The organism is Prolixibacter denitrificans (assembly GCF_003014495.1).
Lineage (GTDB): Bacteria > Bacteroidota > Bacteroidia > Bacteroidales > Prolixibacteraceae > Prolixibacter > Prolixibacter denitrificans.
Window position 1 is genome coordinate 34,506 of the sequence record NZ_PYGC01000014.1, and the last position, 24,640, is coordinate 59,145.

A 24,640-nucleotide genomic window follows, 5' to 3' on the forward strand; every position below is an offset into this window, starting at 1 on the left:
ACAACTATTATTAGTTAAAAATTTGATCCAGTTGCTTTTTACCCTATAAAATAACAACTAACAACCAGTTAATTACCTTATCTAAACCTTTTATAAATATGAAAAAGATATTTATCCTCAGTCTTTTTGTATTTGGATTGACAATGACTCGGGGAATGGCCCAAAGTGATTTCCGCAGTGGCTACATTATCAATCAACAAAACGATACTGTTTGGGGAAAAGTTGACTACCGACAGGATAGCAAGCGATATCAGCAATGCCGTTTTAAAAAAGAAGACCAAATAGCAGAGTACTCACCACAACAAATTAAAGGATACGGCTTTTCAAATGACGAAGCATACTCCTCCGTTGTAATCGACAGCTCATTTGTGGAGATCTTAGTTGAAGGAAAATTAAGTCTCTACCGACAGGGACCAAAATTCTATGTTCAGAAAAAAGGCGAAAAGCTACAAGTACTCGAACGTAAGGTTGAAACAATAATAAAGGATAACAAAACGTACCAAAGAGAATCTGATGCCTGGAAGGGGATTATGATCTATCTGACATCGGATTGTTTGAAAAATGCCACGAACTTACTGACCAACATGCATGTCACCGAACGTGACTTAACGCAACTGGTTGTCAAGTATAATAAATGCCAGGGAACTAACCTCACCGTTTACAAAGAGGACAAACCGTGGACAAAACTCGTTATCGGTGCCGCGGTTGGAGCAACTTACACCACCCTTAAAACCACGTATCATATGGATATGTATTCCTATATGAAAGATAGGTACACGTCCATTGATCCAACGGTGGGCGTCGTATTGGATTTTTCATCGCCACGGATAATGGAAAAGCTATCGCTGCAACCGGAAGTATATTTCACCAAATCCAGTTATACCGGTTTTGTGGTTTTAAACACCGTAGCTTCTACTGACTATCATAACACCCAAATCGATCTGACCACTATCTCCATCCCTATCTCACTAAAGTATTCACTTCCCAAAAGGGAATATTCCGGATATATTCAGGGTGGCTTCAATTTCGACTATCACATCAAAGCAGCAACCAACCTGCGCACTGAAAAAGCTTGGCTATATGATACTGTAACCACGACTGAGAGCAAAGCATTCGATGTCAACAAGAAGCAAGGTGGTTTTTGGGGTGGTATCGGATTCCTGAAAGCTTTTAGCCATTTCGATGGCAGTATAAATGTCCGGTATTTCCATATGCTGAAACTAAGCCAGACAGCTGGCATTGATATGAACAGCGACAAAATAACCTTCACCGTAATTATTTATTCGAAATGAAACAACTTGTGAAAAACCTGTGGCTGGCACTTATCCTTCTTCAGTTGGCCAGCTGCGAAAAAGATAATTCAGGTTCTCAACCGTTTCCGGAGGTCAATACATTAGACATTACCAATGTTTCCTCCGAAGGCGCCACTTTCAATGCAGAAATCAAAATGCGGGGACAATCTCCCATCGAACGATACGGTTTCGTCTGGTCGGCTATAGAACATTTGGACACAACCATCATGGACAAAGTCATTTTATCGGACAACATCGAATCCGGAAAATTTTCGGCAACCATATCATCGACGCTGAAAGAAGGAGAAACCTATGCAGTTTATGCGTTTGCCAAAACCGGAGAATATGCAGTTTTTGGAAAGTCTATTCAATTCAAAAGTCTGGGAAGTAAAGGCCCGGTAGTAACTTCCTTTTCACCGGAAACCGGTAGTTGGGGAGATACGATTACCATTAGAGGTAAAAACTTCAGCTATGTGGGCTACGAAAATACAGTAAAGCTTGGAACAATACAGGCACTCGTAACTTCAGCCAGCGATACATTGCTTACCATTCGGGTACCGGAAAAACTGATTGAAGACAAAGTCAACCTGAGTGTTTCCATATTCGGAAATACTTCAATAGCGCCTAATATGTTCAACTATCTCGTTCCGGAAATCACGAAGATTGAACCACTCAACGGCAGTTTTGGAGATACCATTACCATCAGCGGAAACAATTTCACCAACGACATCCGCTACAACAAAGTATTCTTTGGAAACGTTTCCGCTATCATCACTTCGTTTAGTAACAAAGAAATCAAAGTGATCGTTCCTGGCGCATTAAACCAAACGCTTTCTTCCATTAAACTGGAATCGACAGGCCACCAGCTGGTTTATGGTACGCAGTTCCGTTTGGATGCACCGGTTGTTGAAAGTTACAATCCTGCTTCCGCCACCAAACCTAACCAGGAGATTACCATAACAGGTAAAAATTTCAATCCGGTAACGCAATACAATACGGTTTTCATCGACGGCTATCAAGCCAATATAACAGATGCAACGGATACGACGCTGAAAGTCATTCTTCCTGACGAGGTTATTCCTTTTTACCAGATTTCGCGCTTTGCCAATTTGTCGGTATCGTTGTCGATAGCCGACCAAACCATCATGGCCACGGATAGTCTGCCTCTTTTTTGGCACAGTACCTGGACGCGAAAGAAGGACTTTCCCGGAGCAGGGAGATATAAAGGAATTGCATTTACCAGCAATGGGAAAGGCTATTATGGTACCGGCATTTCCAATGTCTTAAACGACTACACTTATTATAGTGACTTTTGGGAATACGACCCAACGACCGATTCATGGGCACGGAAAACAGATGTCCCGGGAAATCCGAGGGCTGGAGCCGTTTCCTTTATCATCAATAATCAAGGATATGTAGGAACCGGTTCCGATCATATGTACTCTTCGAGTCAAAATGAAGATACAAATCATTTCAAAGATTTCTACCGGTACGATGCCACGACTGACAGCTGGACTCGCATCGCTGATTTTGCCGGAATAGGACGTCATTCAGCTGCCGCCTTTTCGTACAATGACATGGGATATGTAGGAACGGGCTATTGGGGAAATGACAAACCCGATGGTGCATGGCAGGTAGCAGATGATATGTGGCGCTATGACCCGGTCAATAACAACTGGACCGAAATTGGAAAATTTCCCCGAGCTACCAACTCAGCAATAGGAATAAATGACGGGAATTCCGGTTACATATATGACACCGATAGCCTGTTTGTATACACAGAATCGGAGTGGGGCAAGTTAAATGCTCCGGTCCTGCAAAGCTGGGACAATATTGGATTCTCACTCAACGGAAATCTCTATTTTGGAATGGGATCTACTAATTCTGCATTGATATGGGAGTACAACCCCATTAGTGGAACCGCAACCAAACGTCCTATTGATCCGGAAGATGGCCGCCTTAGTGCCTCCGTTTTTGTTATCGATGGAAAGGCATACATCGTTGGAGGAACCAATGGAAGTCAGACAAAGAACGACGTTTGGGAATTCGATCCCACTCTACCCGCTGAATAACAACTAACTTCTTTCCACTTGAAAACAAGGTTTCGAATCAGGTTCGAAACCTTGTTTTTTTATTTTCATCGCATTTCAAACGTCATTCCCGCAAGGATTACCACACAGACTATCTTGCTTCTTTTTTTGAATAAAATTAATAATCAATTTAATTTTATTTACTTTACAATTAATTTTTTACATACATTTGTTGAAATACTTTATTACAAATGGAGAAAAAGCTACCCATCGTTTGTCCGAGCTGTGAATCGGAGTTAAAGGTGAACAGCATGCACTGCGAATCCTGTTCGACCACCATCAGCGGGATGTTTGAACTCCCCCTGTTGCTGAAACTAAGCCGAAAAGAACAGGATTTTATTCTCGACTTTGTGAAAGCCAGCGGAAGTCTGAAAATCATGGCGGGAAAATTGGGTCTGAGTTACCCCACGGTCCGCAATATGCTGGATGACCTGATTGGTAAGATTGAGAAACTTCAAAACACGCCACAATTATGAACAAATTCTTCAATCCATTCCGATACATCGCCGGTGGCAAGTCGTTACTGGCAGGATTGCTTATTCTCTTTCTAACAGCTGTTACCGGTTACTTTAGCCATACTCATTTCCCGGATCTTATTTCCATTAAACTCTCCCCTGCATTTCCCCTTTGGTATTTCGTTGTGCAGGTTTTCACCAACTGGCTGGTCATTTCGATTGTGTTGTATGGGCTGGCGCTTATTTTCTCATCGAGCTCAGTGCGGATAATTGATATCTTCGGAACCCAGGCTTTGGCACGCTTTCCATACTTTCTTGCTGCTGTTACCGGCTTTTTTAGTGCCATGAGCAAATTTGGCCGCTACATCTTATACACCCGGTTTCACCAGGGAGAGCCCGTAGATTTAACTTCCACCGATGTCATTTTGGTTGTATTCCTAATGATGCTATCTCTTTTTCTTTCCATTTGGACAATTATCCTTATGTACAACGCATTCCGGATTTCCGCGAATGTAAAAGGAGGAAAAGCCGTCGCGCTTTTTATTACTGCTTTCATCATTTCAATGGTAGCAACCTTATTTCTTTCGAGATACTATCTCAGCCTGGTCGCCGGATAAAACAATATGCAAACCGATAGCCCTTAAAACATACATTATCATGAAAAAGAAAAAACGAGAAGACGAATACCTCAATACGATGAGCAAAGACCCGAACAACTGGAAAGGTCCCTTCTATGTCAATCGAAAAGACCCGCGACTTGTTGTTCCCAAGTATAATCCCCAACGAGGATACACATTCAATTTTGCCAGTCCCTACGCCTATATTGTCATTATCGCCGTCATCCTGATTATGGTGGCAGCAAGCTATCTAAAATAGTTAAACACCATGAAAACACTATTACTTCTGGTTATTCTAACCTTAACATATACTGGTTCTTTTGCACAAAGCACAGCTAATGCCTCCGAATCGGAAATGATATTAAAAACATCTACCGGGAATATTGTCGGAACACTGACCGTACCCCAACAGGAGAAACCGATGCCGATCGTTATCATCATTCCGGGCTCCGGACCTACCGATCGGAACGGCAACTCTCCCATTGGCCTTCATACGGATGTATACAAAATGTTGGCCGAAGGACTGGCACAAAATAAGATTGCTTCGCTGCGTTACGACAAACGGGGAATTGGCGAAAGCAAAGCTGCCATGCCCAACGAAAGCGATATCCGCTTTGACACCTACGTGCAGGATGTCGTCGACTGGATAGCGGAGCTGAAATCCGACAAACGGTTCTCAAAGATTTATTTGCTGGGGCACAGCGAAGGTTCGTTGATTGGCATGTTGGCTGCCGAAAAAAACAAGGTCGCCGGATACATCTCCATTTCGGGACCTGGCCGCCCAATGGACGAAATTCTGCGCGAACAACTGTCCAATAAACTGCCGCCACAGTTGCTCAGTGAATCGGATAATATCCTTGACAGCCTGAAGGTCGGTAAGACTGTTGGTAAGTTTCGCATACCCTGTATTCCCTTTTTCGCCCCTCAGTTCAGCCATACATGATTTCCCACATGAAATACAATCCGGCTAAAGAAATTGCGAAACTGAAAATTCCGGTGCTGATTATCCAGGGAACCACCGACCTGCAGGTTCAGGTGAGCGATGCCAGGATATTAAAAGCCGCCAAACCGGATGCCCAACTTGATATCATCGACAACATGAACCATGTGCTGAAGGAATCGGACAACGACCAGCAACACAATCTGGCTACTTACCGGAGTCCGGATTTCCCGCTGAAGGCTGGTTTGATGAACGACCTGATGCAGTTCATTAAGCACTGACGAGTATAAAGTTTGTTTTTCCGGCTTTCCGAATTCATTGCTTCTTCGCGTGCAATTTCGCCCGAAGCATTGTAACTTAACTGTTTGGTTTCATTACCCAGAAAATTAAAAACCAACAGTCATGGCCGGTGTTCGTAAAAGCAATCATTTCGTCAACCTGAATCTGAATGTTCGGGGATTAAATCAATCTGCCACCCTGCTCATCAACGAGCGCAGCAACGAACTCATCAAACAGGGCTCCACCGTATACAAACTGGGACTAGGCCAATCGCCCTTCCCGGTTCCTGAAAGAGTTCAGGAAGCCTTGCGGCGGAATGCACATCAAAAGGATTACCTGCCCGTAAGAGGCCTGATGAAACTGCGGGAAGCCGTTGCAGAATTCAATTTCAAACACCAGGGCATCCAATGTTCGCCGGAAGATATCATCGTTGGGCCGGGCTCGAAAGAGTTGATTTTCATCCTGCAATTAGTTTACTACGGCGAACTAATTATCCCAACTCCCAGCTGGGTTTCCTATTCGCCGCAAGCGCGAATCGTCGGACGCCATGTGAGCTGGGTTCCTACCTCCGAAGTGAACGACTGGCGTCTAAGTCCGGAAAAGCTCGACCTGATTTGCCGGAACGATCCCGACCGTCCGCGCGTCGTTATCCTGAATTATCCGTCCAATCCGACCGGTTCGACCTATCCGGTTACACGTTTAAAGAAACTTGCCGAAGTAGCCCGAAAATACAATATCATCCTTGTATCGGACGAAATTTACGGCTTGCTCGATCACTCCGGCAAGCATGTTTCCATTGCCCAGTTCTATCCGGAAGGAACCATTGTCAGCAGCGGGCTGAGTAAATGGGCCGGAGCCGGCGGGTGGCGCCTGGGAACTTTTACCTTTCCCGAGAACCTCCGATGGTTGCAGGATGCCATGGCTATTGTCGCCAGCGAAACATTCACGTCCACCAGTGCCCCCATTCAATACGCCGCGATTACCGCTTTCCAGGACCACCCGGAAATTGATGAATACCTCCATCACTCGCGACGGATTCTGAAAACCCTAGGCAATTACATGGCCGACCGGCTCAAAGCCAAACACATTACCATGCCTTCACCGAAAGGAGCTTTCTACCTGTTTCCTAACTTTAATTACTACCGTGAAAAACTGTCGGCGAAAGGAATTCTCACCTCGTTCGAATTATGTGAAGCCCTGTTGCAGGAAACCGGCATCGCTATCCTGCCGGGAATCGATTTCGGGCGACAAACCGAGGAACTCACTTGTCGGATGGCTTATGTCGACTTCGACGGTGAGCTGGTGCTCAACAAAGCGATGATTGAATACCACGATAAAGAGCTGGATGAAGCTTTTCTCCGTGCCTATTGCAGCAAGATGATGAAAGCGGTTGACCTGTTGGAAAATTGGCTGGACAGGCTTTAGAGGTTTCTGTTGTCATTATTGTTTCTGTTGTTTCTATCGTTATAAATGTTTCTGTTGTTAAAGAGTTAGAGGTACAAGCCGTTCTCTAAGGTTCTGCCTAATTGTATTCTTCATTACTCATTTTTCATTGTTAATTGTTGAAGTGTTTCTGTTCTGTTGGATAATTCGTAAATTCAACATAAACTTGATTTCACCTAACGGAAAACCATGGAACTATCGATTGCTGAAAAATTTCTGCTCATCGCACATCATCCCCGGAAGGCGCGCTTCCTTACTTCGGAACCGCAGCTAAACTTTGGACTGGTTGGTACTTTCCTGTTGGAAATGTCAATAAACAATCAACTTCACATAGAGAATAACCGGGTGTTTCCGGATAAATCGGTTGTGCCGGAAAATCCCACGAGCCGCGAAATTTACTACCTCGTTAAAGGCTCCGGGAAAAACCGGACCATCAGGTTGTGGCTTAGAAAACTTTCGCGAAAAGCGAACCGGTATCGGTGGGAAGTTCTGGAAAATCTGAAAGAAAAACGACTGATGCGCATTGAACGCCGGAAATTCCTGGGGATTATTCCTTACCGGAAAAGTTACGTGACCGATAGCCGTACCCGCGACCAACTGCTCAAAGAACTCAAAAAACAAATTCTCTCCCGGCACCGTGACACGGCTACCAGCAACGAGGATATGGCGGTGCTTGGCCTCATCGAAGCGTGCAAACTACACCGCACCCTGACAACGGACCGCACTGAACTGAAAAAGCTCCGAAAAGCATTAAAAGAACTAATCAAAGAGAGTCCAATTGCCGGCACGGTCCAGCAAACCATCCGGCAAGTGCAGGCAGCTGTTATCGGGGCGATAGTCGCGTCGCCTGCCGCGGCCGGAGGCAGTTCGTAGTAAACAGTAAATAGCGCTGAAAACACTCCGACCGGCTGATACAGGATTTGTCGGAGGAATAGGCAGCACTTTTCATCTCTAGTTAGCGCGGCCTTTTTTCAGCTTAATCATTACCGCCTGGTTATAATCACCGGACGTATATTTCCTGATGCTATTTTTATCGGTTATTACACTTATTGATTCAATGCTGTTTTTATCAATCTTCTTCAAATTGTCCAGTGTCATTTGCAGCCCATCGACAAGGTACAATACCTTACCCTTCGGTTGTGGCTGAATTGCTTTCTGCTGAAGATATGCCTGGTGTTTCTTAGTCAATATGGTAACAACGCCATTCTTGCCCTTCTCTCCGTAGATATTTATAGCCTTTTCACTATTCTTGGGCAGAAAATCAATTTGCGCAATGTCGGTACTGCTTAACGGAAGTGGATAGGCCTTTAAGCTTTCCGGGCTTATCACTGAATCATCTACCATAAGCAATGGCTTGTCCGTAATCTTCCCTTCTTTCTTCAATTCGTTGATACGATTCACCAGGTATTTATTGTTTTTGTTGTTATCGGTGAGCAAATAACGATTAGAAGTGCACCCGGCCATCATCGCCACGATCAAAATCAATAGTATTTTCTTCATAGCATTTATGTGTTTTATGTGTCTTGTTAGTCGTCGATAGTGTTTGTCAAGCTGTCAAATTCTATTAGAGACATATAAACTTAATCATTTTCAGATAAAAGCTACCATCATCTAACGAAAGTCTGAATGGCGACTATTGATGACCTGCCATCCGGCAACATGCATTTGACCATTGGTTTTTATTACCTTTAACGTAACCAAACTCAACTACCATGAATAAACTAGCTGTCATTTTTATCGCGGCCTTTTTCTGCGTCAGCCTTCAAACCAAAGGCCAACCTTTATCACCGGACCTGATTACCTCCATCGAAAATGAAATCGATGCAACTTTTCAGAAGATGGTTGCTTTGGCAGAAAAACTTGACTATGATGCGTTGAACCAGGGAGTGGATGATTACCACAAAGCAGGTTTCCTGGTAAACGGAAATTACTATGCCGATTATGCTACCCTGATTTCAGCGGTGAAGGCAGGTGCACAAAGTGTCAGCAAACAAAAACTGGTGCTGAAGGATAAGAAGATAACCGTGCTTAACGAGCAAGTGGCGCTGCTAACTGCTTCCGGAACCTCGCAGGTTAACCTGTACGATGGCCGCGAATTCACGGGAGACTTCTATTGGTCGTTTGTGTATGAAAAAATAAACGGTGAATGGAAAGTCATCCAATCGCATCAATCGCGCGGAAGGTAAAACAGCACCCAAAGGTTGAGTAACCTATATGTTCCCGCCAAAGTATGCTCCCAAACACAAATTTCTCTGCAACCAATTAAGTATCTTAGTCATCTGACCACTATATAACCTATCCGAAAGAACCATGAAACCAACACTTGCAAAAACAAGCCTTTTGCTGCTTCTGATAAGCATCATAACCTTCGGATGTGAAAAAAGCAGTAATAACGGAAATGAAAAAAGCGACACTGGATATTCCGGGCCCGTAACCGGGTACATCGTCGGGTCATTTATTTGTGACGAAAAAGATGGTGAAACAGGAAAGGTAATAGGTAAGCAAACCGACAGAGCTTATTGCATTTTGCTTGAGAACAGCGAAAATGCCAATTCTGAATGGCCAATGGATTTTTACACCTTCGATTTACCCGACAACCTATATGCTATCCCCGACGAACTTCTTTCCCCGGGCTATGAGGGGAGCAACTGCGGCCCGCACTTTTTCCCAGATAGTTTAAGATATTCCTATAAAATCAACTTCAAATTCCAAAAGAACGATTCGGTTCATTTTGTTTGCGGTCCTTGTACGGCTATGGAGCTAAGTTTTCCATGGGATGATTTTGACCAGATATTGGTGAGGGATGTAAGCAAGGAATAAACGTTTAAAATCCAGTAAAATGAAAACAACCATTTTGAAAATTAGTCTCATCCTAGCGCTACTCACAACCATTGGAACCGGATGCGAAAAGAATACCGCTAATCTGTGGGAAATTTCTCCAGAAAATAGTGTTGCCGTAATTCAGCAAGAAGTGAACGGCATTGTGTTTAAATTTTGTCTTCTGAACGAAAACGGAGCACCTGCCACCATCTTTAACGAGGGAGAAAACTTCTCTTTCTTTTTTTCGGTGACGAATAATAGCCATAACGACTTATATTTTGATCCGGACTTTGCCTATTATGCCGATAATAGTTTTTGTAAGGTTTATACATCCAATGATGAAGACTTAGGTAAGCCTTTTAAGGTGTTAACCGTACTTACGATTGGAACTGCCGCCTATCCTTTCCCTACCGGTGAATCCAGGGTTTTTCAGCAATCATGGGTCGATGACCGGGATTCTGTCTGGTCCTGGGAAAAAGCAACCTATGAAAGTACCCACCAACCCTATCTCGAAAAAGGCAATTACTACACAGCATTTAAGTACCGTTTTCGATTTGAGGGTAAGCATTCCATCCAAACAGATACATTGAGCTTTAGAATCAACTTCAGAATTCAGTAACACGAAAACTATTTTCCTTAAAATCACCCTCAGTATGCTGACAGGTCTGTCGACGCTGTCAGGTTATCGAAATACAGGCTGAAAGCCTGACATTCCAAAACTTGGGGCAACGCCCCAAGAACCAGTGTCATAATCGCATCACCAGCCTGTAGGGCTGGCACACTTCATGACTGAAATCCAATGAGAAAAAATGATAGTTGAAGCCCTTCAGGCTTCGTTCTTGTTTCATGGGAACCACTTACCCGGGGCGTTGCCCCAGGCTCTGGAATCGCTGCAGTCGAATACCACTGTCGGGGTTTTCCAACCACCGACAGGGTCGAAAAAAACCTGCCAGGTACGTCTATACCCAACAGGTTCGCCTGCGGCCCATTTTCCAAATTCCCAATTGGATTGCCTTATTTGTTTATTCCGTTTCGGTTGCTTCTTCCGGAGCCTCCTCTTCCTGGCTCTTACGGCCGTTCAGGGCGGCATAGGTTTTCCGGAGCTCGTCCATTTGTCCAAACAAGGTCGTCAGCACATCCGTGGGGGCAAAGTTCACCGCCTGCTCAATGGCCGTACAAAACTGCTCGTAGCTTTTAGCCGCCGTCGTTTTCAAACTGGTAGCCGACGGCCCGTTCTGAGCCTCATCGCTGTTGCGGGTCTTATACAGGGTATCGAATTCCGTATTCGCCGTTTCCAGTCCGGTGAGCATATCGGCTATCCCAATGGTAGCCGCATCGGCTTTGAGGGCCTCGTTGGCATTGTATTTCCCCAGCATTTCGGCAAACACGCCCGTTTCGGTATTCATGGCCTTTTTATCCACGTCCCAGTAAGGCTCAAAAAAGCCCTTCAGGTTTCGAGCCGCCGTCTTCTTCGCTTCGTCGCGCCCCTTGATGTTGGTCGTGATGTTGCGTTTGATTTCGGCAAACCGGTCATCCCGGTCCTGATCGAGGTCGACCAGCTGTTGGGTTAGCATGTTTTTAGCCGGTTTGTTCATTTGCACGCCCATCGCCTCGTTATCGTTTATCAACTGCGTGAGCGTAGCTGCCGGAATGGCGCCGATACTTTCTTTTACCGGGTTCGCGTACTCGATGGTCGATTTGTTGAGTGAAAACAGGTCGTTAATTTTCAAACGGGCAACATACAATGTTGAAAACAGTTTTTCATCCATAATTTTATTGTTTTAGAAAGGTGATAAAGTTTGTTTGGTCTTCATTTCTTCCTGTTGAAATTTTCAGGAGGTCCGCGCGTCGCCATTTCATGCTGTTGAAATTTTCAATGGGCTCATTCCTCGCCGATTCATGTCGTTGAATTTTTCAACAGCTCCATTCCTCGCGATTTCATGCCGTTGAAATTTTCAATAAGCTCTCTCCTGACGATTTCATGCCGTTGAAATTTTCAACGGGTCCATTTCGCGCCATTTCATGCCGTTGAAATTTTCAACAGCCCCTTTTTTCGATGCGGAAGCGGATATTTGATTTCATGCGGTCGCCGTGAAACCACAGTGTAGCCGGGCAAAGTGCCAGCATGCAGCTTATCCGTTCCGGGGCTTGCCGGTCAATGAACGTAGTGACGGTTCGTCCATTCTGCACTTCATTCTCCACTAAATTCCTGCTGATTTTATCTGTCTGCTAAAAACCGTGTATTCAATATAAATTAGAAAATTAACCTATCCCAATTTTTTTGATGAATGTGCTAAATTTTTTGATGAACGTACGGATCTGGTATGTGAACGTACCGATCTGGTATGCGAACGGAAATTGGAGAACCTCATCTCCAGCTTTTTTGGAACACCCTAAAATCAGATTTCGAAAGAAATTAATTACATTGGAAACACTAAACGGACTGATAAATGAAAACAGCTTTAAATCCTTTAACTCAGATGGGCGATCATACCTTACATTACTCATTCTCTCCTTCAGCGATGGAGACAAACCTAGAGACAACATCAAAAGATTGGAATACCCATACCTTAGCATGCATTATTTTCTGTTCTAAAAAAAGCCCCCAATGGAAATAAAAGATTTAACTGGATTAAGCGAACCGCTAAAAAAACTGATAGAAGTTATTTCTCAAGGAGTAGGTGCATTAAGCAAACCTTATCTAATAAGAAAAACTGCTGATGCAAAAGCGTATGAAATCAAAGTAATTGCAGAATCTATTAAAGCGAATCAAAAGAGCTTAAAACAAATCGATTATAATGAGGAAAAATTAAGCTTAGCTTCGATAGATGGAGAATCAATAAAAGCTGAATTGTCCTTGGAAGAAAGAACTAAAAATCGAACAGATTTTAAACAGCAAAAAAAGCAAAAAAATATTGAGGTTATTACGCAAAAAGCAGCAGAGCAGCTTGAATCTGAAAGCACTGTTTCAGAAGAACCCGTTGACGAAGATTGGACAACACGATTCTTTGATTATGCCGAAGACATATCAAATGAAGAAATGCAAGAAATATGGGCACGAATACTTGCTGGCGAAATTAAACAACCAAGATCTTATTCACTTAGAACACTTGAATTAATTCGCAACCTATCTAAGGATGAAGCCAATACCTTTATGAAGGTCGCTAAATTTGCCATTAAATCTGGAGATTCACATTTCCTTTTTAAAGGAAAGGATGGAAAAATCTTAAATGAGGAATATAATATTAATTACGGCGATACTGCTTTACTGACAGAAATAGGATTAATTCAACCTGGAGCTTTTGTAAATTATCAAATACTCCAACAACCTCAAGATTCTCAAAGCGTATTTACTACTGATAAAATTATTTTAATCGCAAAAATTAAAGCAAATACCCCAACGATAACAATGCCAGTTGATGTTTTTAGCAAGTCAGGCAATGAATTACTAAAACTTGTAAGCCCAAATCCTCCGTTTGATTATTTAAAAGCTATTGCAGATTCAATAAAAAGCGATAATGTAGAAGTCAAATATGCATATATTATGGCTTGGGAAGGGAACTCTATAAGACATACTCAGCCATTATTGGATTTTTAATAAATGGTAGTAACTAATATTTATATGCACGGTGACATCAGGTATTAAATATAGAATAGAAGGGAGTATTGCGCCTAAATATCATCATAAATGGCAGAATATTACCATCTGCCATTCTCCATAATAATTTATCGTTGCTAAATTAAAATACAGCAAAAGAACAGTCTTAACTAAAATGATTAAAAACCTCAAATGGAAGACAATTTATCAAACTTAATGATTGGTATAATCGGCGGAGTTGTTTCATCTGCGATAATTTGGTTTTTTGTTTTAATCTACAACAAGATTATACAGCCAGCGATTAAGGAAATATTATACAAAGGAATTGATCTAGAAGGCGAATGGCATGACAATTTGTACATAGAAAGATCTGCAAAGAAAGATGGTAAAACTGAATTAGAAAAAGTCAAAATAAAAGAACTAACAATCACAATAAAACAAAACGCTTATGAGATAAAAGGTGATTTAATAATTAAAAATATTATTCACCAGAATGAAATTTTCTCCTTTTACAAATATACAGGATTTATAAGGGACAACTATGTCGTTATAAATTATTTACCAAAATCAAAAAAGCATTTAGGTCTTGGCTCGATTATCCTAGTTATAAAAAAGGGAGGAAAGTGCTTGAATGGAAATTTGGTAGGAACATCTTTGGACGAAATGAATCTAACGCAATATAGTGGATTACATCTTGAAAGAAAATAACTACCCCTCCAAGTTGTAATATGGATAGTGGTTATATCCACTCTTGGGCCTGGATTTCATTATGACATTCCGCCCATAAACCTATACCAAACCGTTACCATATATTTAGAATATACTATTAAAATATAAAATGAATAAACCATGACCGACCAACAAATAAGCACAACCATTAAAATACTTTATGTTGCAGCATCAATCATCATTATCGGGGGAGCCATTCTTCGGATTCAACATTATCCGCATGGAATGTTGATATCGCTCATCGGATTACTGCTTGGAACAATAACACAAATTTTTGACAGAAGCAGAGCAAAAAGAAGAACCAAAGAGCTGGAAGAACAACTCAAACAAAGAAAATGAAAAACGTATGGTAGCGAATTGTCATATGGCAGGCGGAATTTTGCTGTAAAATTTGCACCAACCGTTGAACGCAATAAAGAATACTAATAATGAGACATCTTACCATCTTAGTCCTTTTGTTGCTAATCGTCCAAAAAAGCTTTGCGAGCTATAATCGAACAACGTTGCCTGAACTGATTATTGACTCTGAATTGATATTGCAGGGAAAAATTATTCATCAGGATTCTACCACTTTCACGCTCTTAGTATCAGACCCAATAAAGGGAAACTATCAGAAAAAGAGCATCAGGATTCAGAAATTTGAGGATTGGGAATGTGCGAACCGGCTTTCAAAATACAAGGTAGGACAAGAAGAAATCGTATTTCTCAGATGGTATTCAGAAACGAAGAAGTGGTATATAAAGGGAGCTGGTGATGAAGGGGAATTATTCATTAAAAACGACTCGATTATATATCCGAGTGCTTGCTACGCCCCTGATAGCGGTTGCGTAGAAATTAATTACTTCGAGTATAAAACTCGCGGTCGAATTTATTCGTTGCAGAATTTCAAGAAGGCAATCAACTTCTATATCAATCAATTTCCACTACTGTTAAAAGGATTTAAAGCCAATTACTCTGACTCTATTCCCAACAGGCTACAAGACAACAAAGCATATACCCGGATAATTAAGGAGTCCCTTTTGGTGCTTATGCACCATTCCTACAAATAAATGACAAACGCCAATACTCAGCCGGGGTTTAAAAGCAACCACCCCTTTCCGGAACACATCTTGCGTATGACTAAACTAACGAATGATGAAACGAACTCTAATCAAAGGCTTATTTATTTGCAGCATTCATTCTGCGAATGCGCAATTTGCCAATAACAATGCAATTTATTCGACAAGCGGTTTGAGTTTCGGAAATTACATGGGAGGCGATGTGAGTTTGAATTATGTGTATCGGGAAAAATATTCTTGCCGGGTTGGATACAGCGACTATTTGCGAAAACCCAAATCGCAACCGGCGGATTATTCATCGGGTTTGGCAAAAGCAATCATTTTCGGCCTGGAAAACCCTCACGATCAAATAGAAAATTACCAAATCGCTGTGGGTAGGATATGCAAACTAAATGAAACGGGTACGATACGAGCCAATTTATCTATCGGAGTTGGTTATACCATCATAAAAGAACCTGAAAATTGGCAAAAGGTAGAAGGAACATCTTTGGTGGCGGAGAATTATACCTGGGATTATCATCGGCAAAACACGGTAAGCCTAATCATCAATCCCCAAATAGAATTTCCATTCACCAACATTTATGGATTGACCATTTCACCCATGCTACAACTCAATAAAGACAGAACCTACGTTGGAATTGGCATTGGGCAAATGATTGGAATATTAAGAAAACGAACAGAATAAGCGCTTAACACAATACCATTATATATTTCCTCTAGAAGCAACGCGAACATGCTGAAACACATCTAACGTACAACTAAACTAACGAGCTATGAAAACACAAGTATTCTTCTTCCTGACGGTTTTGCTCGTTGGCATGATGAGTTGCCAGAAAGACGACAAGTCAGAAGCCAATGCCGGGATTCATTTTACCAAGAATGAAAAGGTTTCGGATGTCATTGTAAGCTACGATGAAATTGTAGGCTACGATTCGACGCGGTACATTTTCCAGGTCACGCCAACGGCCTTTAACCGGTTGAACAAGGAAATCTCTCCCAGCTATCCCGACCCGCATTTCGCGTTTGGTGTTGCTGTCGACCAACAACTCATTTACACCGCGAAATACGTTCCCGGTTATTATTCATCGAGTCAACACGACGTTGTCACCTTTCAGTTGGTGGCGCCGGATTTGATTTATCTCAGACTGGGATATCCCTCCTCTCCCGGGCTTTTTACCGGGGAAGATTTGCGGAATGATTCGGGATTGATAGACCGTTTAAAGAAAGACGATAAATTGATGGAAATTGGGAATTGATGTGCGGTCCCTGCCGGAGTCTACCAGGGAATCTGAAGTCCTCCCCCTTTAATTCCCCCTCCAAAGGGGGACAGTTCGCCAACTTCCAACCGAATTTCACATTCCCAAATATATAACATACGACCATTCGCGAGCTGTCCTCCTCTGGAGGAGGTGGCCGACAGGCCGGAGGAGGATTAAGTCGAAAGGTTCCGGATTTCAGATTAGTCCGGGAAAACAAACACCCCCGTCATTTGTTTGCATACAAAACTTCCACTCTTACCACCCTAAGAAACCGTTTATCAACTTTTATCGTAATCAAATCATCAGGCTCGTGGTCAGTCTGTTTTTACTTTTAATGAAAGTCCGTTGACTTTTGATTGTGAATAGTTCAATACATGAAGAATAGCATATGAGCCTGTTAAAAACCTTCAGGGTAGCCCAAACCCAACCGGTGCACCCCATCACTTTTATGTTCCTGTACATGCCATTTGGAATTTTCAATGGCTTCATCAGTGTGACCATGGGATTTCTGTTAACTAAGGCTGGCGTTTCGTTGGCCGGTGTTGCCTCGATTGTTTCCCTCCCTTATTTGCCCAACATTCTCAAATTTCTGTGGGCTCCGCTGGTCGATACCACTCTCACGGTGAAAACCTGGTACCGTATCGCGAACGTAGTGACCGTAATTGGTATTTTGGCAACGAGTATCACCCCGCATAATTCACACTTTCTGCCGTTGCTGATGGTCATCGTTTTTCTAACCGCCGTAGCCAATACCAATATTGCTATGACGACAGAGAGTTTAATTGCGCAGGAGGTGCCCGATGAACATAAAGGGCGCGCCGGAGGTTGGTTGCAAGCCGGAAACCTGGGCGGCTTCGGTGTCGGAGGCGGTGCCGGAATCTGGCTGGCGGAAAGAATGCCGGCTCACTGGATTTCGGGAGCCGTTATCGCGCTCGTCAGTCTGCTATGCGGGCTGGGGTTACTATTTCTGAAAGATCCAGCTCCGTTTCAACGGGAAGAAACGTATGTGAAGACGATTGGAACACTTGGCAAAGAGATTTGGGTGCTGGTGAAGTCGAGGGGCGGGTTTTTAGCGCTAGTCCTCTGTTTCCTCCCCGTTGGTTCGGGTGCAGCTTCGAATTTATGGTCGTCAATTTCCAGTGATTGGCATGCCTCGCCGGATGCGGTAGCCCTCGCTGTAGGATTTGTAGGCGGTGTCGCTTCGGCCGTCGGTAGTTTGTTGGGCGGATGGATTTCCGATAAAATGGACCGGAAGAAAGCCTATATTTTATTCGGCTTGCTGGAAGGAGGCGCGGCACTCCTGATGGCGCTGAGTCCCCGCACACAACTGATGTTTATGATTTGGACGACCATCTATGGAATCACGGTAGGTTTAGCCTTTGCCGGATTCAGCGCGTTTGTTCTGGAAGCTATCGGAAAGGTCGGGGCAGCCACCAAGTACAACTTCTTTGCAGCTCTTTCGAACATTCCCATCTATTCGATGATATTTGTGGATGAATGGGCGCACAACAGATGGAGCTCAACCGGTATTTTGACGGCGGAAACCGTGATGCCGGTCTTGGGAGCCATCATATTCATATCGGTGTTATTTTTTGCCAGAATGAAGCCGGAAACCGTCAACAGAGATTGAATGCGATTTATTCAACTCGCTTCGGGGTTGATGCGTTAACGCGAATTCCCAATCCCCCAATTGGATTGGGGGTGATGAATATTTATCCGGCGTTGCCGGAAATAAATAAGGAGACAGCATTAGGCTAAAGCCATGGGCAATTCAGGCAACTCTTTGCGTTCATCCCAGCGGGATGACATGTTGTTAGAAAACGAATCATCAATCGAACGTACGACCCCAGCCGGGGTCGAATGGATTTCCCGTCATCCTATTCTAACAATATATGACTCCTCCGGAGTCCGGCCATTAAGTATGCAAAGGCAATTACAGCTTATTCACCGCCACCTTGTAATGCGGATCTTCCAGCACGTTGACGTCGATAATCTGCTCAGCGTTTTTCAGCAGGATTTTGCAATCGGGGCTCAGGTGTTTCAGGTGAATCTTCTTCCCTACTTTCAAGTAGCGTTCCGTCATCTTATTCAGCGCCTCAATAGCCGACATGTCGACTACCCGGCTTTCAGCAAAATCGATAATCACCTCATCCGGGTCGTTCAATACATCAAACTTTTCGTTGAAAGCAGTGACTGAACCGAAGAACAGCGGGCCATAAATCTCGTAATGCTTTACTCCGTTGTCATCGGTGTATTTCCGTGCCCGAATGCGTTTGGCATTGTCCCAGGCAAACACCAGTGCTGCAATGATGACACCAATCAGAACCGCTACTGCCAGGTTATGGAAGACAACTGTCACCAACGTCACCATTACCATCACTAAGATATCCGATTTCGGCATCTTATTGAAGGTTTTCAAACTGGCCCACTCGAAGGTACCGATGGCGACCATGATCATCAATCCGGTAAGCGCTGCCATGGGTAGTTTTTCAATAATTCCGGCACCAAACATGATAAACACCAGCAACATCACCGCAGCCACAATCCCCGACAAACGGGCGCGGGCTCCGGAGGAGATGTTAATCAGGCTCTGGCCAATCATGGCACATCCACCCATACCGGAAAAGAGACCGGTCAGGAAATTGGCCGTTCCCTGCGCAACGGCTTCCTTGTTACCGGAACCACGCGTCTCGGTAATCTCGTCGATGATATTCAGCGTCAGCAAACTTTCAATTAAGCCTACACCAGCGACGATCGCCGCATAAGGGAAAATGATGGAAAGCGTTTCGAGCGTAAGCGGCACCTCCGGCAGATGAAACGGTGGAAATCCTCCCTGAATGGAAGCAATATCACCTACCGTCCGGGTATCAATCCCCAACGCCGTCACGATTCCAAAAATAACCAGGATAGCAGTCAACGGGGCCGGAATGGCTTTGGTGAGTTTGGGCAGTCCCCAAATCACCAGCATCGTAACGAAAACCAGTCCCAACATGGTATACAGCGGTGTTCCGGTGAGCCAGTGTCCGGCATTGTCTTTAAACTGGTGCAGCTGCGACATGAAGATGATGATCGCCAGCCCGTTGACGAAGCCGAAAATCACCGGGTGTGGAACGAGACGCATCAGTTTTCCCAACTTCAACACACCGGCCAATATCTGTATAATCCCGGCCAGGATAACCGTTGCCAGTACGTACTCCGGTCCATGTGTTTTGGCCAGTGCCACAATCACCACAGCAACAGCTCCGGTGGCACCGGAAATCATCCCGGGCCGTCCTCCCAGAATCGACGTAACGATGCCCATAATAAACGCGGAATAGAGCCCGGTCAGCGGCGACAGACCAGCAATAATGGCAAATGCAAGTGCTTCGGGAATCAAAGCCAGCGCCACCGTTAGTCCGGACAGGACTTCGTTTTTATAATTTACTTTTTGCGTTAATCCAAACAGATTAAGATACTTCTCCATGTCAAATTTTTAATCATACATTTCCTTGCCGGAGCCATTCAGCCCGGAGCCGATTTCTACGTAAGTGCATGGATTTAATTCGTTAGATGGTGATCAGGTCAGGTTTCTTTCTTATTTAGAACGCGCAAAAATAAGAATATCCCACTCATTCGCAACAAGCGGGATATTATGTAACGGTAAAGGTTTCCTTCGCTTTTCGTTACCGGAAACAAAAAAGCCGGCACTCAACGAGTTACCGGCTCCATATTTTAATTTTCGTATATCTTCGGCGGTCGCTTTAGTGCGCGAACCACCAATATGATTCCTGCTAAGACAAACGGGATACTGAGCAGCTGTCCCATATTCAGCAACATATGTGCTTCGAACGGCTCCTGATCCTGCTTAATGAATTCGATGAAGAAACGGGCGGTGAACACACAAATGAAGAATACGCCTAACAGAAAGCCGGGACGATTCCGCTTATCATCCGTTTTAAAATACATTCGCCACAGCAAGATAAAAGTCCCGAGGTAACAGAGTGCTTCGTAAATCTGCGTCGGGTGTTTGGCAACGGTTTCGCCGTTCCGCTCAAAGATGAATCCCCAGGGCAATGAAGTCTGTACTCCGTAAATCTCTGAGTTCATCAGGTTACCGGTACGAATAAGTACTGCCACCAGCGCTACCGGCACCACGAGGCGATCCAGCGTCCAAAGCATCGAGCGTTTGGTAACAAACCGTGAATACAGCCAGATGGCAATCAGGATACCGATGGCCCCGCCATGACTGGCCAGACCGCCGTGCCAAACCTTCAAAATTTCCCACGGGTGCTGTGAATAATAGTCCCATCCATAAAAGAAAACATGTCCTAAACGTGCGCCGACGACCGTGGCGATAATCACGTACATAAACAGACTGTCGAGCCACTTTTCGTTGGCATTTTCAAACTTGAACATCTTCTCCATGATGTAATATCCCAACAAAAACCCGGTAGCAAACAGAAGTCCGTACCAACGAACTGACAACGGGCCGAGATGGAAAATCTCCGGATTTACATTCCAATGGATGAACAGGAACTCATTCATAGTATGTGCACATTAAAAGTAAAAGCAGCAAGTTGCCCCTGCTGCCATATGAAGAACTAATTTATTTTCGTTTACACAACACCACGCCCGTGACATTGTTTATATTTCTTTCCACTTCCGCACGGACACGGGTCATTTCGTCCGATTTTTGGCCCGTGACGAACCGGTTCCATTTTCTTCTGCGGTTGTTGCTCACCACCTTGTCCGCCACCGGAACTCATGCCGCCGGCTTCGCTCTTCTCTTCCTGATACTGTGACCGATCGGTGTGTTGCACCGCCTGCGCTTCCTGCACCTGGTTCGGGTCGCTAATCGGAATATGTCCTTTCATCAGGGTAGAAACAACATTTCGGTTCAGCTTGTCCATCATCGACTTGAAGAGGTTGAACGATTCAAGCTTGTAAATCAACAGCGGGTCTTTCTGCTCGTAACTGGCATTCTGCACTGATGTACGCAAGTCGTCCAGTTCGCGCAGGTGCTCTTTCCACTCATCGTCAATCGAAGCAAGGTTTACCTGCTTGGTATACGATTTCACCAGGTCCTGTGCCTCTGTTTTATACGATTTCTCGAGGTTGGTAACAATCTGGTAAACCTTCTGTCCGTCGCTGATAGGAACAACAATGTTATTGTATATGTGTGATTTGTGTTCGTACACATCTTTAATGACCGGCCATGCCTGTTTGGAAATGATCTGTACCTTACGGGAATAATTGTCGATCATTGCTTTGTAAATCCGATCGGTAATTTCTTCCGGATTCTGGCTGATGAATTCCTCCTTCGTCACCGAAGTGTCGATGGAGAGCAGACGCATGGTCTCGAGGCGGAATTCTTCGTAGCCTTCCTGTCCCATCGGATGGAAATCGGCTACCAGTGCTTCCACCGAGTCATACATCATATTCAGCACATCCACTTCCAGGCGTTCGCCGAAGAGTGCGTGTTTACGTTTCTTGTAAATCACCTCACGCTGCGAGTTCATCACATCATCATATTCCAGCAAACGCTTACGAATACCGAAGTTGTTCTCCTCGACTTTCTTCTGTGCCCGCTCAATGGATTTGGAAATCATGGAGTGCTGAATCACTTCGCCTTCTTCCAGTCCCAAACGGTCCATGATACCGGCAATCCGGTCGGAAGAGAAGAGACGCATCAGGTCATCTTCCAGCGACACGAAGAACTGTGATGAACCGGGGTCACCCTGACGACCGGAACGTCCGCGCAACTGACGATCGACACGACGTGATTCGTGACGCTCAGTACCGATGATAGCCAAACCACCGGCGTCTTTTGTTTCCGGCGTCAATTTGATGTCGGTACCACGACCGGCCATGTTGGTTGCAATGGTTACCGTTCCAGGTTTACCGGCTTCCGCCACAATGTCAGCCTCACGCTGGTGCAACTTTGCGTTCAGCACCTGGTGATCGATACCCCGCATTTTCAGCATCCGGCTCAGCAATTCCGATATTTCCACGGAAGTGGTACCTACCAGCACCGGCCGTCCCTGCTTATGCAGGTTGGTAATCTCTTCAATAATGGCGTTGTATTTCTCTTTCTTGGTTTTGTAAACCAAGTCTTCCTGGTCCTTACGGACAATGGGTTTGTTGGTCGGGATGACCACTACTTCCAGTTTGTAGATGTCCCACAATTCACCTGCTTCCGTCTCTGCAGTACCCGTCATACCGGCCAGTTTGTGGTACATCCGGAAGTAATTCTGAAGCGTAATCGTCGCGAACGTCTGCGTAGCCGCTTCCACGGTCACCCGCTCTTTCGCCTCGATGGCCTGGTGCAATCCGTCGGAGTAACGGCGTCCTTCCATGATACGACCGGTTTGCTCATCCACGATTTTCACCTTGTTGTCCATCACCACGTACTCCACATCCTTTTCGAACATGGTGTAGGCACGCAACAACTGGTTAATGGTGTGCACACGCTCGGACTTCACCGCGTAACTCTGAATCAGCTCATCTTTCTTTTCCAGTTTGGCCTGGTCTTCCAACGACTGGTCGTTTTCGATCTCAGCAATCTCTGCACCGATATCGGGCAAAATAAAGAAGTTGGGGTCTTCGTTGTCTTGCGACAGCACATCGATACCCTTATCGGTCAACTCAATTGAGTTCAGTTTCTCGTCGATAACGAAGTAAAGCGGGTCGGTAACAACATGCATGTTCTTGCTATTGTCCTGCATGTAGTAGTTCTCCGACTTCTGCATCTTAGCTTTGATACCCTCTTCACTCAGGTAACGAATGATCGCTTTATTCTTAGGAAGACCTTTAAATGCACGGTACAATAACAATGCACCTTCATCACGCTCTTTCGAATCTTCCGATTTTATCTTTCTCTTGGCTTCCGCCAGAATTTGCGCGACCAAGTCACGCTGCAGTTTTACCAAACGCTCGATCGGTGATTTCAACTCTTCGAATAGCTGGTCATCACCTTTCGGAATCGGACCCGAAATAATCAACGGCGTACGAGCATCGTCAATCAAAACCGAGTCGACCTCATCGACGATGGCGTAGTGGTGTTTCCGCTGCACCAAATCGGATGGGTTGATGGCCATGTTGTCACGCAGGTAATCGAAACCAAACTCATTATTGGTTCCGTACGTGATGTGCGCATTGTAGGCAGCACGTCGTTCGGCCGAGTTGGGCTGATGCTTGTCGATACAATCAACAGACAAACCGTGGAATTCGAAAATCGGTCCCATCCACTCCGAGTCACGACGAGCCAGATAATCGTTCACGGTTACCAGGTGAACACCTCTGTCGGCCAGAGCATTCAGGAACACCGGCAAGGTAGCCACCAGCGTCTTACCTTCACCGGTCGCCATCTCAGCAATTTTACCTTCGTGAAGCACTATACCACCAATGAGCTGAACATCGTAGTGAATCATATTCCATCTCTGGTCCGAACCACCCGCTTCCCAGTGATTGGAATAAACGGCTTTATCGCCTTTCATGTCAACATAGTCCTTCGCCGCAGCCAAATCACGGTCGAAATCGTTGGCAGTCACTTCCAGCTGTTCGTTTTCAGCAAAACGACGGGCAGTATCTTTTACGATGGCAAAAGCGGTGGGCAATACTTCATTCAATACCTCTTCAATTTTCGTATCGATCACCTCTTCCAGTTTGTCGACCCGATCGTAGAGTTTTTCACTCTCTTCCAAAGGCACTGAACCACTTTCAGCCTGTTCCTTCAATGAAGCTATTTCGTCTTCTTCAGCCTTGATATACTCTTTAATCCTGGCTTTTAGTTTTTCGGTCTCAGCTCTAAGCTCGTCGTTGGTAAATCCGGTTACGCGCTCAAATTCACTTTTAACGCGTTCCAATACCGGCAAAATCCCTTTGATATCCCTTTCGGATTTATTACCAAAGACTTGTGTTAGAAATTTTGTTACAAATGCCATTATATCTTGTTCTGTTATTTTTTATGTTTACTTCTATCGCGAATCACTCACAAATTAAACTAAAAGTTGCAAGTATTGAAAACAATCCTTGCTTTTTTCAGCGAGTGAAATTCCCCAATTTTTTGCCATCACAGAACA

At 44.4% G+C, this 24,640-nt stretch carries 24 protein-coding genes; 19 read left to right on the forward strand and 5 right to left on the reverse strand.

The genetic code is table 11. The annotated features are described in order from the left end of the window. Positions 1-98: 98 nt before the first annotated feature. From CLV93_RS18455 to CLV93_RS18490, 9 genes are all read left to right on the forward strand, one after another. Entirely contained in the window at positions 99-1,292 is a 1,194-nt protein-coding gene (locus CLV93_RS18455) for an outer membrane beta-barrel protein (RefSeq protein WP_106543707.1), read from the forward strand. Next, positions 1,289-3,364 carry an IPT/TIG domain-containing protein gene (locus tag CLV93_RS18460; protein WP_106543708.1) on the forward strand — a complete coding sequence of 692 codons (2,076 nt, stop codon included), beginning with the start codon at positions 1,289-1,291 and terminating at the stop codon, positions 3,362-3,364. The genes CLV93_RS18455 and CLV93_RS18460 overlap by 4 nt, the downstream gene beginning before the upstream one ends. Positions 3,365-3,573: 209 nt before the next feature. Continuing rightward, on the forward strand, positions 3,574-3,858 hold the full coding sequence (locus CLV93_RS18465; protein WP_106543709.1) for a DUF2089 family protein: 285 nt from the start codon (positions 3,574-3,576) through the stop codon (positions 3,856-3,858). Next, a complete protein-coding gene (locus CLV93_RS18470) occupies positions 3,855-4,454 on the forward strand; it encodes a YIP1 family protein (protein WP_106543710.1) in 600 nt (199 codons plus the stop codon). Before CLV93_RS18465 ends, CLV93_RS18470 begins: the two co-directional genes overlap by 4 nt. A gap of 40 nt (positions 4,455-4,494) precedes the next feature. Then, complete coding sequence (locus CLV93_RS18475) at positions 4,495-4,713, forward strand: hypothetical protein (protein WP_106543711.1); 219 nt, start codon at positions 4,495-4,497, stop codon at positions 4,711-4,713. A gap of 9 nt (positions 4,714-4,722) precedes the next feature. Next, complete coding sequence (locus tag CLV93_RS18480) at positions 4,723-5,397, forward strand: alpha/beta hydrolase (protein WP_211297909.1); 675 nt, start codon at positions 4,723-4,725, stop codon at positions 5,395-5,397. 8 nt (positions 5,398-5,405) lie between these two features. Further along, entirely contained in the window at positions 5,406-5,675 is a 270-nt protein-coding gene (locus CLV93_RS20390; protein WP_211297910.1) for an alpha/beta fold hydrolase, read from the forward strand. A 121-nt stretch (positions 5,676-5,796) separates the two neighbouring features. Further along, the gene (locus CLV93_RS18485; protein WP_106543712.1) at positions 5,797-7,098 is read left to right on the forward strand and encodes a pyridoxal phosphate-dependent aminotransferase; all 1,302 of its coding nucleotides are present in this window, start codon (positions 5,797-5,799) and stop codon (positions 7,096-7,098) included. A 207-nt stretch (positions 7,099-7,305) separates the two neighbouring features. Continuing rightward, positions 7,306-7,989, forward strand: coding sequence for a GOLPH3/VPS74 family protein (locus tag CLV93_RS18490; protein WP_106543713.1), 684 nt, complete (start codon positions 7,306-7,308; stop codon positions 7,987-7,989). 78 nt (positions 7,990-8,067) lie between these two features. On the opposite strand, the gene CLV93_RS18495 is transcribed toward CLV93_RS18490, so the two are convergent. Beyond that, positions 8,068-8,616, reverse strand: a complete 549-nt coding sequence (locus CLV93_RS18495; RefSeq protein ID WP_106543714.1) for a hypothetical protein — start codon at positions 8,614-8,616, stop codon at positions 8,068-8,070. A gap of 212 nt (positions 8,617-8,828) precedes the next feature. Between CLV93_RS18495 and CLV93_RS18500 the strand changes: the two genes are divergently transcribed. The 3 genes from CLV93_RS18500 to CLV93_RS18510 all read left to right on the forward strand — a co-directional run bounded on the left by CLV93_RS18500 (position 8,829) and on the right by CLV93_RS18510 (position 10,555). Continuing rightward, the gene (locus CLV93_RS18500; RefSeq protein WP_106543715.1) at positions 8,829-9,302 is read left to right on the forward strand and encodes a nuclear transport factor 2 family protein; all 474 of its coding nucleotides are present in this window, start codon (positions 8,829-8,831) and stop codon (positions 9,300-9,302) included. Between the two features lie 124 nt (positions 9,303-9,426). Next, a complete protein-coding gene (locus tag CLV93_RS18505; protein WP_146142085.1) occupies positions 9,427-9,936 on the forward strand; it encodes a hypothetical protein in 510 nt (169 codons plus the stop codon). A gap of 19 nt (positions 9,937-9,955) precedes the next feature. After that, positions 9,956-10,555 carry a hypothetical protein gene (locus CLV93_RS18510; protein WP_106543717.1) on the forward strand — a complete coding sequence of 200 codons (600 nt, stop codon included), beginning with the start codon at positions 9,956-9,958 and terminating at the stop codon, positions 10,553-10,555. 403 nt (positions 10,556-10,958) lie between these two features. On the opposite strand, the gene CLV93_RS18515 is transcribed toward CLV93_RS18510, so the two are convergent. Continuing rightward, positions 10,959-11,705 carry a DUF6261 family protein gene (locus tag CLV93_RS18515; protein WP_106543718.1) on the reverse strand — a complete coding sequence of 249 codons (747 nt, stop codon included), beginning with the start codon at positions 11,703-11,705 and terminating at the stop codon, positions 10,959-10,961. A gap of 839 nt (positions 11,706-12,544) precedes the next feature. Between CLV93_RS18515 and CLV93_RS18525 the strand changes: the two genes are divergently transcribed. The 7 genes from CLV93_RS18525 (at position 12,545) to CLV93_RS18555 (ending at position 18,210) form a co-directional block, all read left to right on the forward strand. After that, positions 12,545-13,534 carry a DUF2806 domain-containing protein gene (locus tag CLV93_RS18525; protein WP_106543720.1) on the forward strand — a complete coding sequence of 330 codons (990 nt, stop codon included), beginning with the start codon at positions 12,545-12,547 and terminating at the stop codon, positions 13,532-13,534. A gap of 192 nt (positions 13,535-13,726) precedes the next feature. Further along, positions 13,727-14,242 carry a hypothetical protein gene (locus CLV93_RS18530; RefSeq protein WP_106543721.1) on the forward strand — a complete coding sequence of 172 codons (516 nt, stop codon included), beginning with the start codon at positions 13,727-13,729 and terminating at the stop codon, positions 14,240-14,242. Positions 14,243-14,383: 141 nt separating this feature from the next. Beyond that, positions 14,384-14,602 carry a hypothetical protein gene (locus tag CLV93_RS18535; RefSeq protein ID WP_106543722.1) on the forward strand — a complete coding sequence of 73 codons (219 nt, stop codon included), beginning with the start codon at positions 14,384-14,386 and terminating at the stop codon, positions 14,600-14,602. Between the two features lie 164 nt (positions 14,603-14,766). Continuing rightward, complete coding sequence (locus tag CLV93_RS18540) at positions 14,767-15,312, forward strand: hypothetical protein (protein ID WP_146142086.1); 546 nt, start codon at positions 14,767-14,769, stop codon at positions 15,310-15,312. A gap of 82 nt (positions 15,313-15,394) precedes the next feature. Beyond that, positions 15,395-16,006: a hypothetical protein gene (locus CLV93_RS18545; protein ID WP_211297911.1), complete on the forward strand. Its 612-nt coding sequence runs from the start codon at positions 15,395-15,397 to the stop codon at positions 16,004-16,006. 88 nt (positions 16,007-16,094) lie between these two features. Next, positions 16,095-16,577, forward strand: a complete 483-nt coding sequence (locus tag CLV93_RS18550) for a hypothetical protein (RefSeq protein ID WP_106543725.1) — start codon at positions 16,095-16,097, stop codon at positions 16,575-16,577. A 391-nt stretch (positions 16,578-16,968) separates the two neighbouring features. Beyond that, on the forward strand, positions 16,969-18,210 hold the full coding sequence (locus tag CLV93_RS18555; protein ID WP_106543726.1) for an MFS transporter: 1,242 nt from the start codon (positions 16,969-16,971) through the stop codon (positions 18,208-18,210). A 303-nt stretch (positions 18,211-18,513) separates the two neighbouring features. Here the strand turns inward: CLV93_RS18555 and CLV93_RS18560 are convergent, their stop codons facing one another. The 3 genes from CLV93_RS18560 to secA all read right to left on the reverse strand — a co-directional run bounded on the left by CLV93_RS18560 (position 18,514) and on the right by secA (position 24,502). Beyond that, entirely contained in the window at positions 18,514-20,043 is a 1,530-nt protein-coding gene (locus CLV93_RS18560; protein ID WP_106543727.1) for a SulP family inorganic anion transporter, read from the reverse strand. 248 nt (positions 20,044-20,291) lie between these two features. Next, complete coding sequence (gene lgt, locus CLV93_RS18565; RefSeq protein WP_106543728.1) at positions 20,292-21,104, reverse strand: prolipoprotein diacylglyceryl transferase; 813 nt, start codon at positions 21,102-21,104, stop codon at positions 20,292-20,294. Positions 21,105-21,175: 71 nt separating this feature from the next. Beyond that, complete coding sequence (secA, locus tag CLV93_RS18570; protein ID WP_106543729.1) at positions 21,176-24,502, reverse strand: preprotein translocase subunit SecA; 3,327 nt, start codon at positions 24,500-24,502, stop codon at positions 21,176-21,178. Between the last annotated feature and the right edge of the window lie 138 nt (positions 24,503-24,640).

Bases quoted from the DNA above. Each gene is read 5' to 3' on its own strand.
- CLV93_RS18455 (WP_106543707.1), top strand. From the start codon at position 99: ATGAAAAAGATATTTATCCTCAGTCTTTTTGTATTTGGATTGACAATG.
- CLV93_RS18460 (WP_106543708.1), top strand. From the start codon at position 1,289: ATGAAACAACTTGTGAAAAACCTGTGGCTGGCACTTATCCTTCTTCAG.
- CLV93_RS18465 (WP_106543709.1), top strand. From the start codon at position 3,574: ATGGAGAAAAAGCTACCCATCGTTTGTCCGAGCTGTGAATCGGAGTTA.
- CLV93_RS18470 (WP_106543710.1), top strand. From the start codon at position 3,855: ATGAACAAATTCTTCAATCCATTCCGATACATCGCCGGTGGCAAGTCG.
- CLV93_RS18475 (WP_106543711.1), top strand. From the start codon at position 4,495: ATGAAAAAGAAAAAACGAGAAGACGAATACCTCAATACGATGAGCAAA.
- CLV93_RS18480 (WP_211297909.1), top strand. From the start codon at position 4,723: ATGAAAACACTATTACTTCTGGTTATTCTAACCTTAACATATACTGGT.
- CLV93_RS20390 (WP_211297910.1), top strand. From the start codon at position 5,406: ATGAAATACAATCCGGCTAAAGAAATTGCGAAACTGAAAATTCCGGTG.
- CLV93_RS18485 (WP_106543712.1), top strand. From the start codon at position 5,797: ATGGCCGGTGTTCGTAAAAGCAATCATTTCGTCAACCTGAATCTGAAT.
- CLV93_RS18490 (WP_106543713.1), top strand. From the start codon at position 7,306: ATGGAACTATCGATTGCTGAAAAATTTCTGCTCATCGCACATCATCCC.
- CLV93_RS18495 (WP_106543714.1), bottom strand. From the start codon at position 8,616: ATGAAGAAAATACTATTGATTTTGATCGTGGCGATGATGGCCGGGTGC.
- CLV93_RS18500 (WP_106543715.1), top strand. From the start codon at position 8,829: ATGAATAAACTAGCTGTCATTTTTATCGCGGCCTTTTTCTGCGTCAGC.
- CLV93_RS18505 (WP_146142085.1), top strand. From the start codon at position 9,427: ATGAAACCAACACTTGCAAAAACAAGCCTTTTGCTGCTTCTGATAAGC.
- CLV93_RS18510 (WP_106543717.1), top strand. From the start codon at position 9,956: ATGAAAACAACCATTTTGAAAATTAGTCTCATCCTAGCGCTACTCACA.
- CLV93_RS18515 (WP_106543718.1), bottom strand. From the start codon at position 11,705: ATGGATGAAAAACTGTTTTCAACATTGTATGTTGCCCGTTTGAAAATT.
- CLV93_RS18525 (WP_106543720.1), top strand. From the start codon at position 12,545: ATGGAAATAAAAGATTTAACTGGATTAAGCGAACCGCTAAAAAAACTG.
- CLV93_RS18530 (WP_106543721.1), top strand. From the start codon at position 13,727: ATGGAAGACAATTTATCAAACTTAATGATTGGTATAATCGGCGGAGTT.
- CLV93_RS18535 (WP_106543722.1), top strand. From the start codon at position 14,384: ATGACCGACCAACAAATAAGCACAACCATTAAAATACTTTATGTTGCA.
- CLV93_RS18545 (WP_211297911.1), top strand. From the start codon at position 15,395: ATGATGAAACGAACTCTAATCAAAGGCTTATTTATTTGCAGCATTCAT.
- CLV93_RS18550 (WP_106543725.1), top strand. From the start codon at position 16,095: ATGAAAACACAAGTATTCTTCTTCCTGACGGTTTTGCTCGTTGGCATG.
- CLV93_RS18555 (WP_106543726.1), top strand. From the start codon at position 16,969: ATGAGCCTGTTAAAAACCTTCAGGGTAGCCCAAACCCAACCGGTGCAC.
- CLV93_RS18560 (WP_106543727.1), bottom strand. From the start codon at position 20,043: ATGGAGAAGTATCTTAATCTGTTTGGATTAACGCAAAAAGTAAATTAT.
- lgt (WP_106543728.1), bottom strand. From the start codon at position 21,104: ATGAATGAGTTCCTGTTCATCCATTGGAATGTAAATCCGGAGATTTTC.
- secA (WP_106543729.1), bottom strand. From the start codon at position 24,502: ATGGCATTTGTAACAAAATTTCTAACACAAGTCTTTGGTAATAAATCC.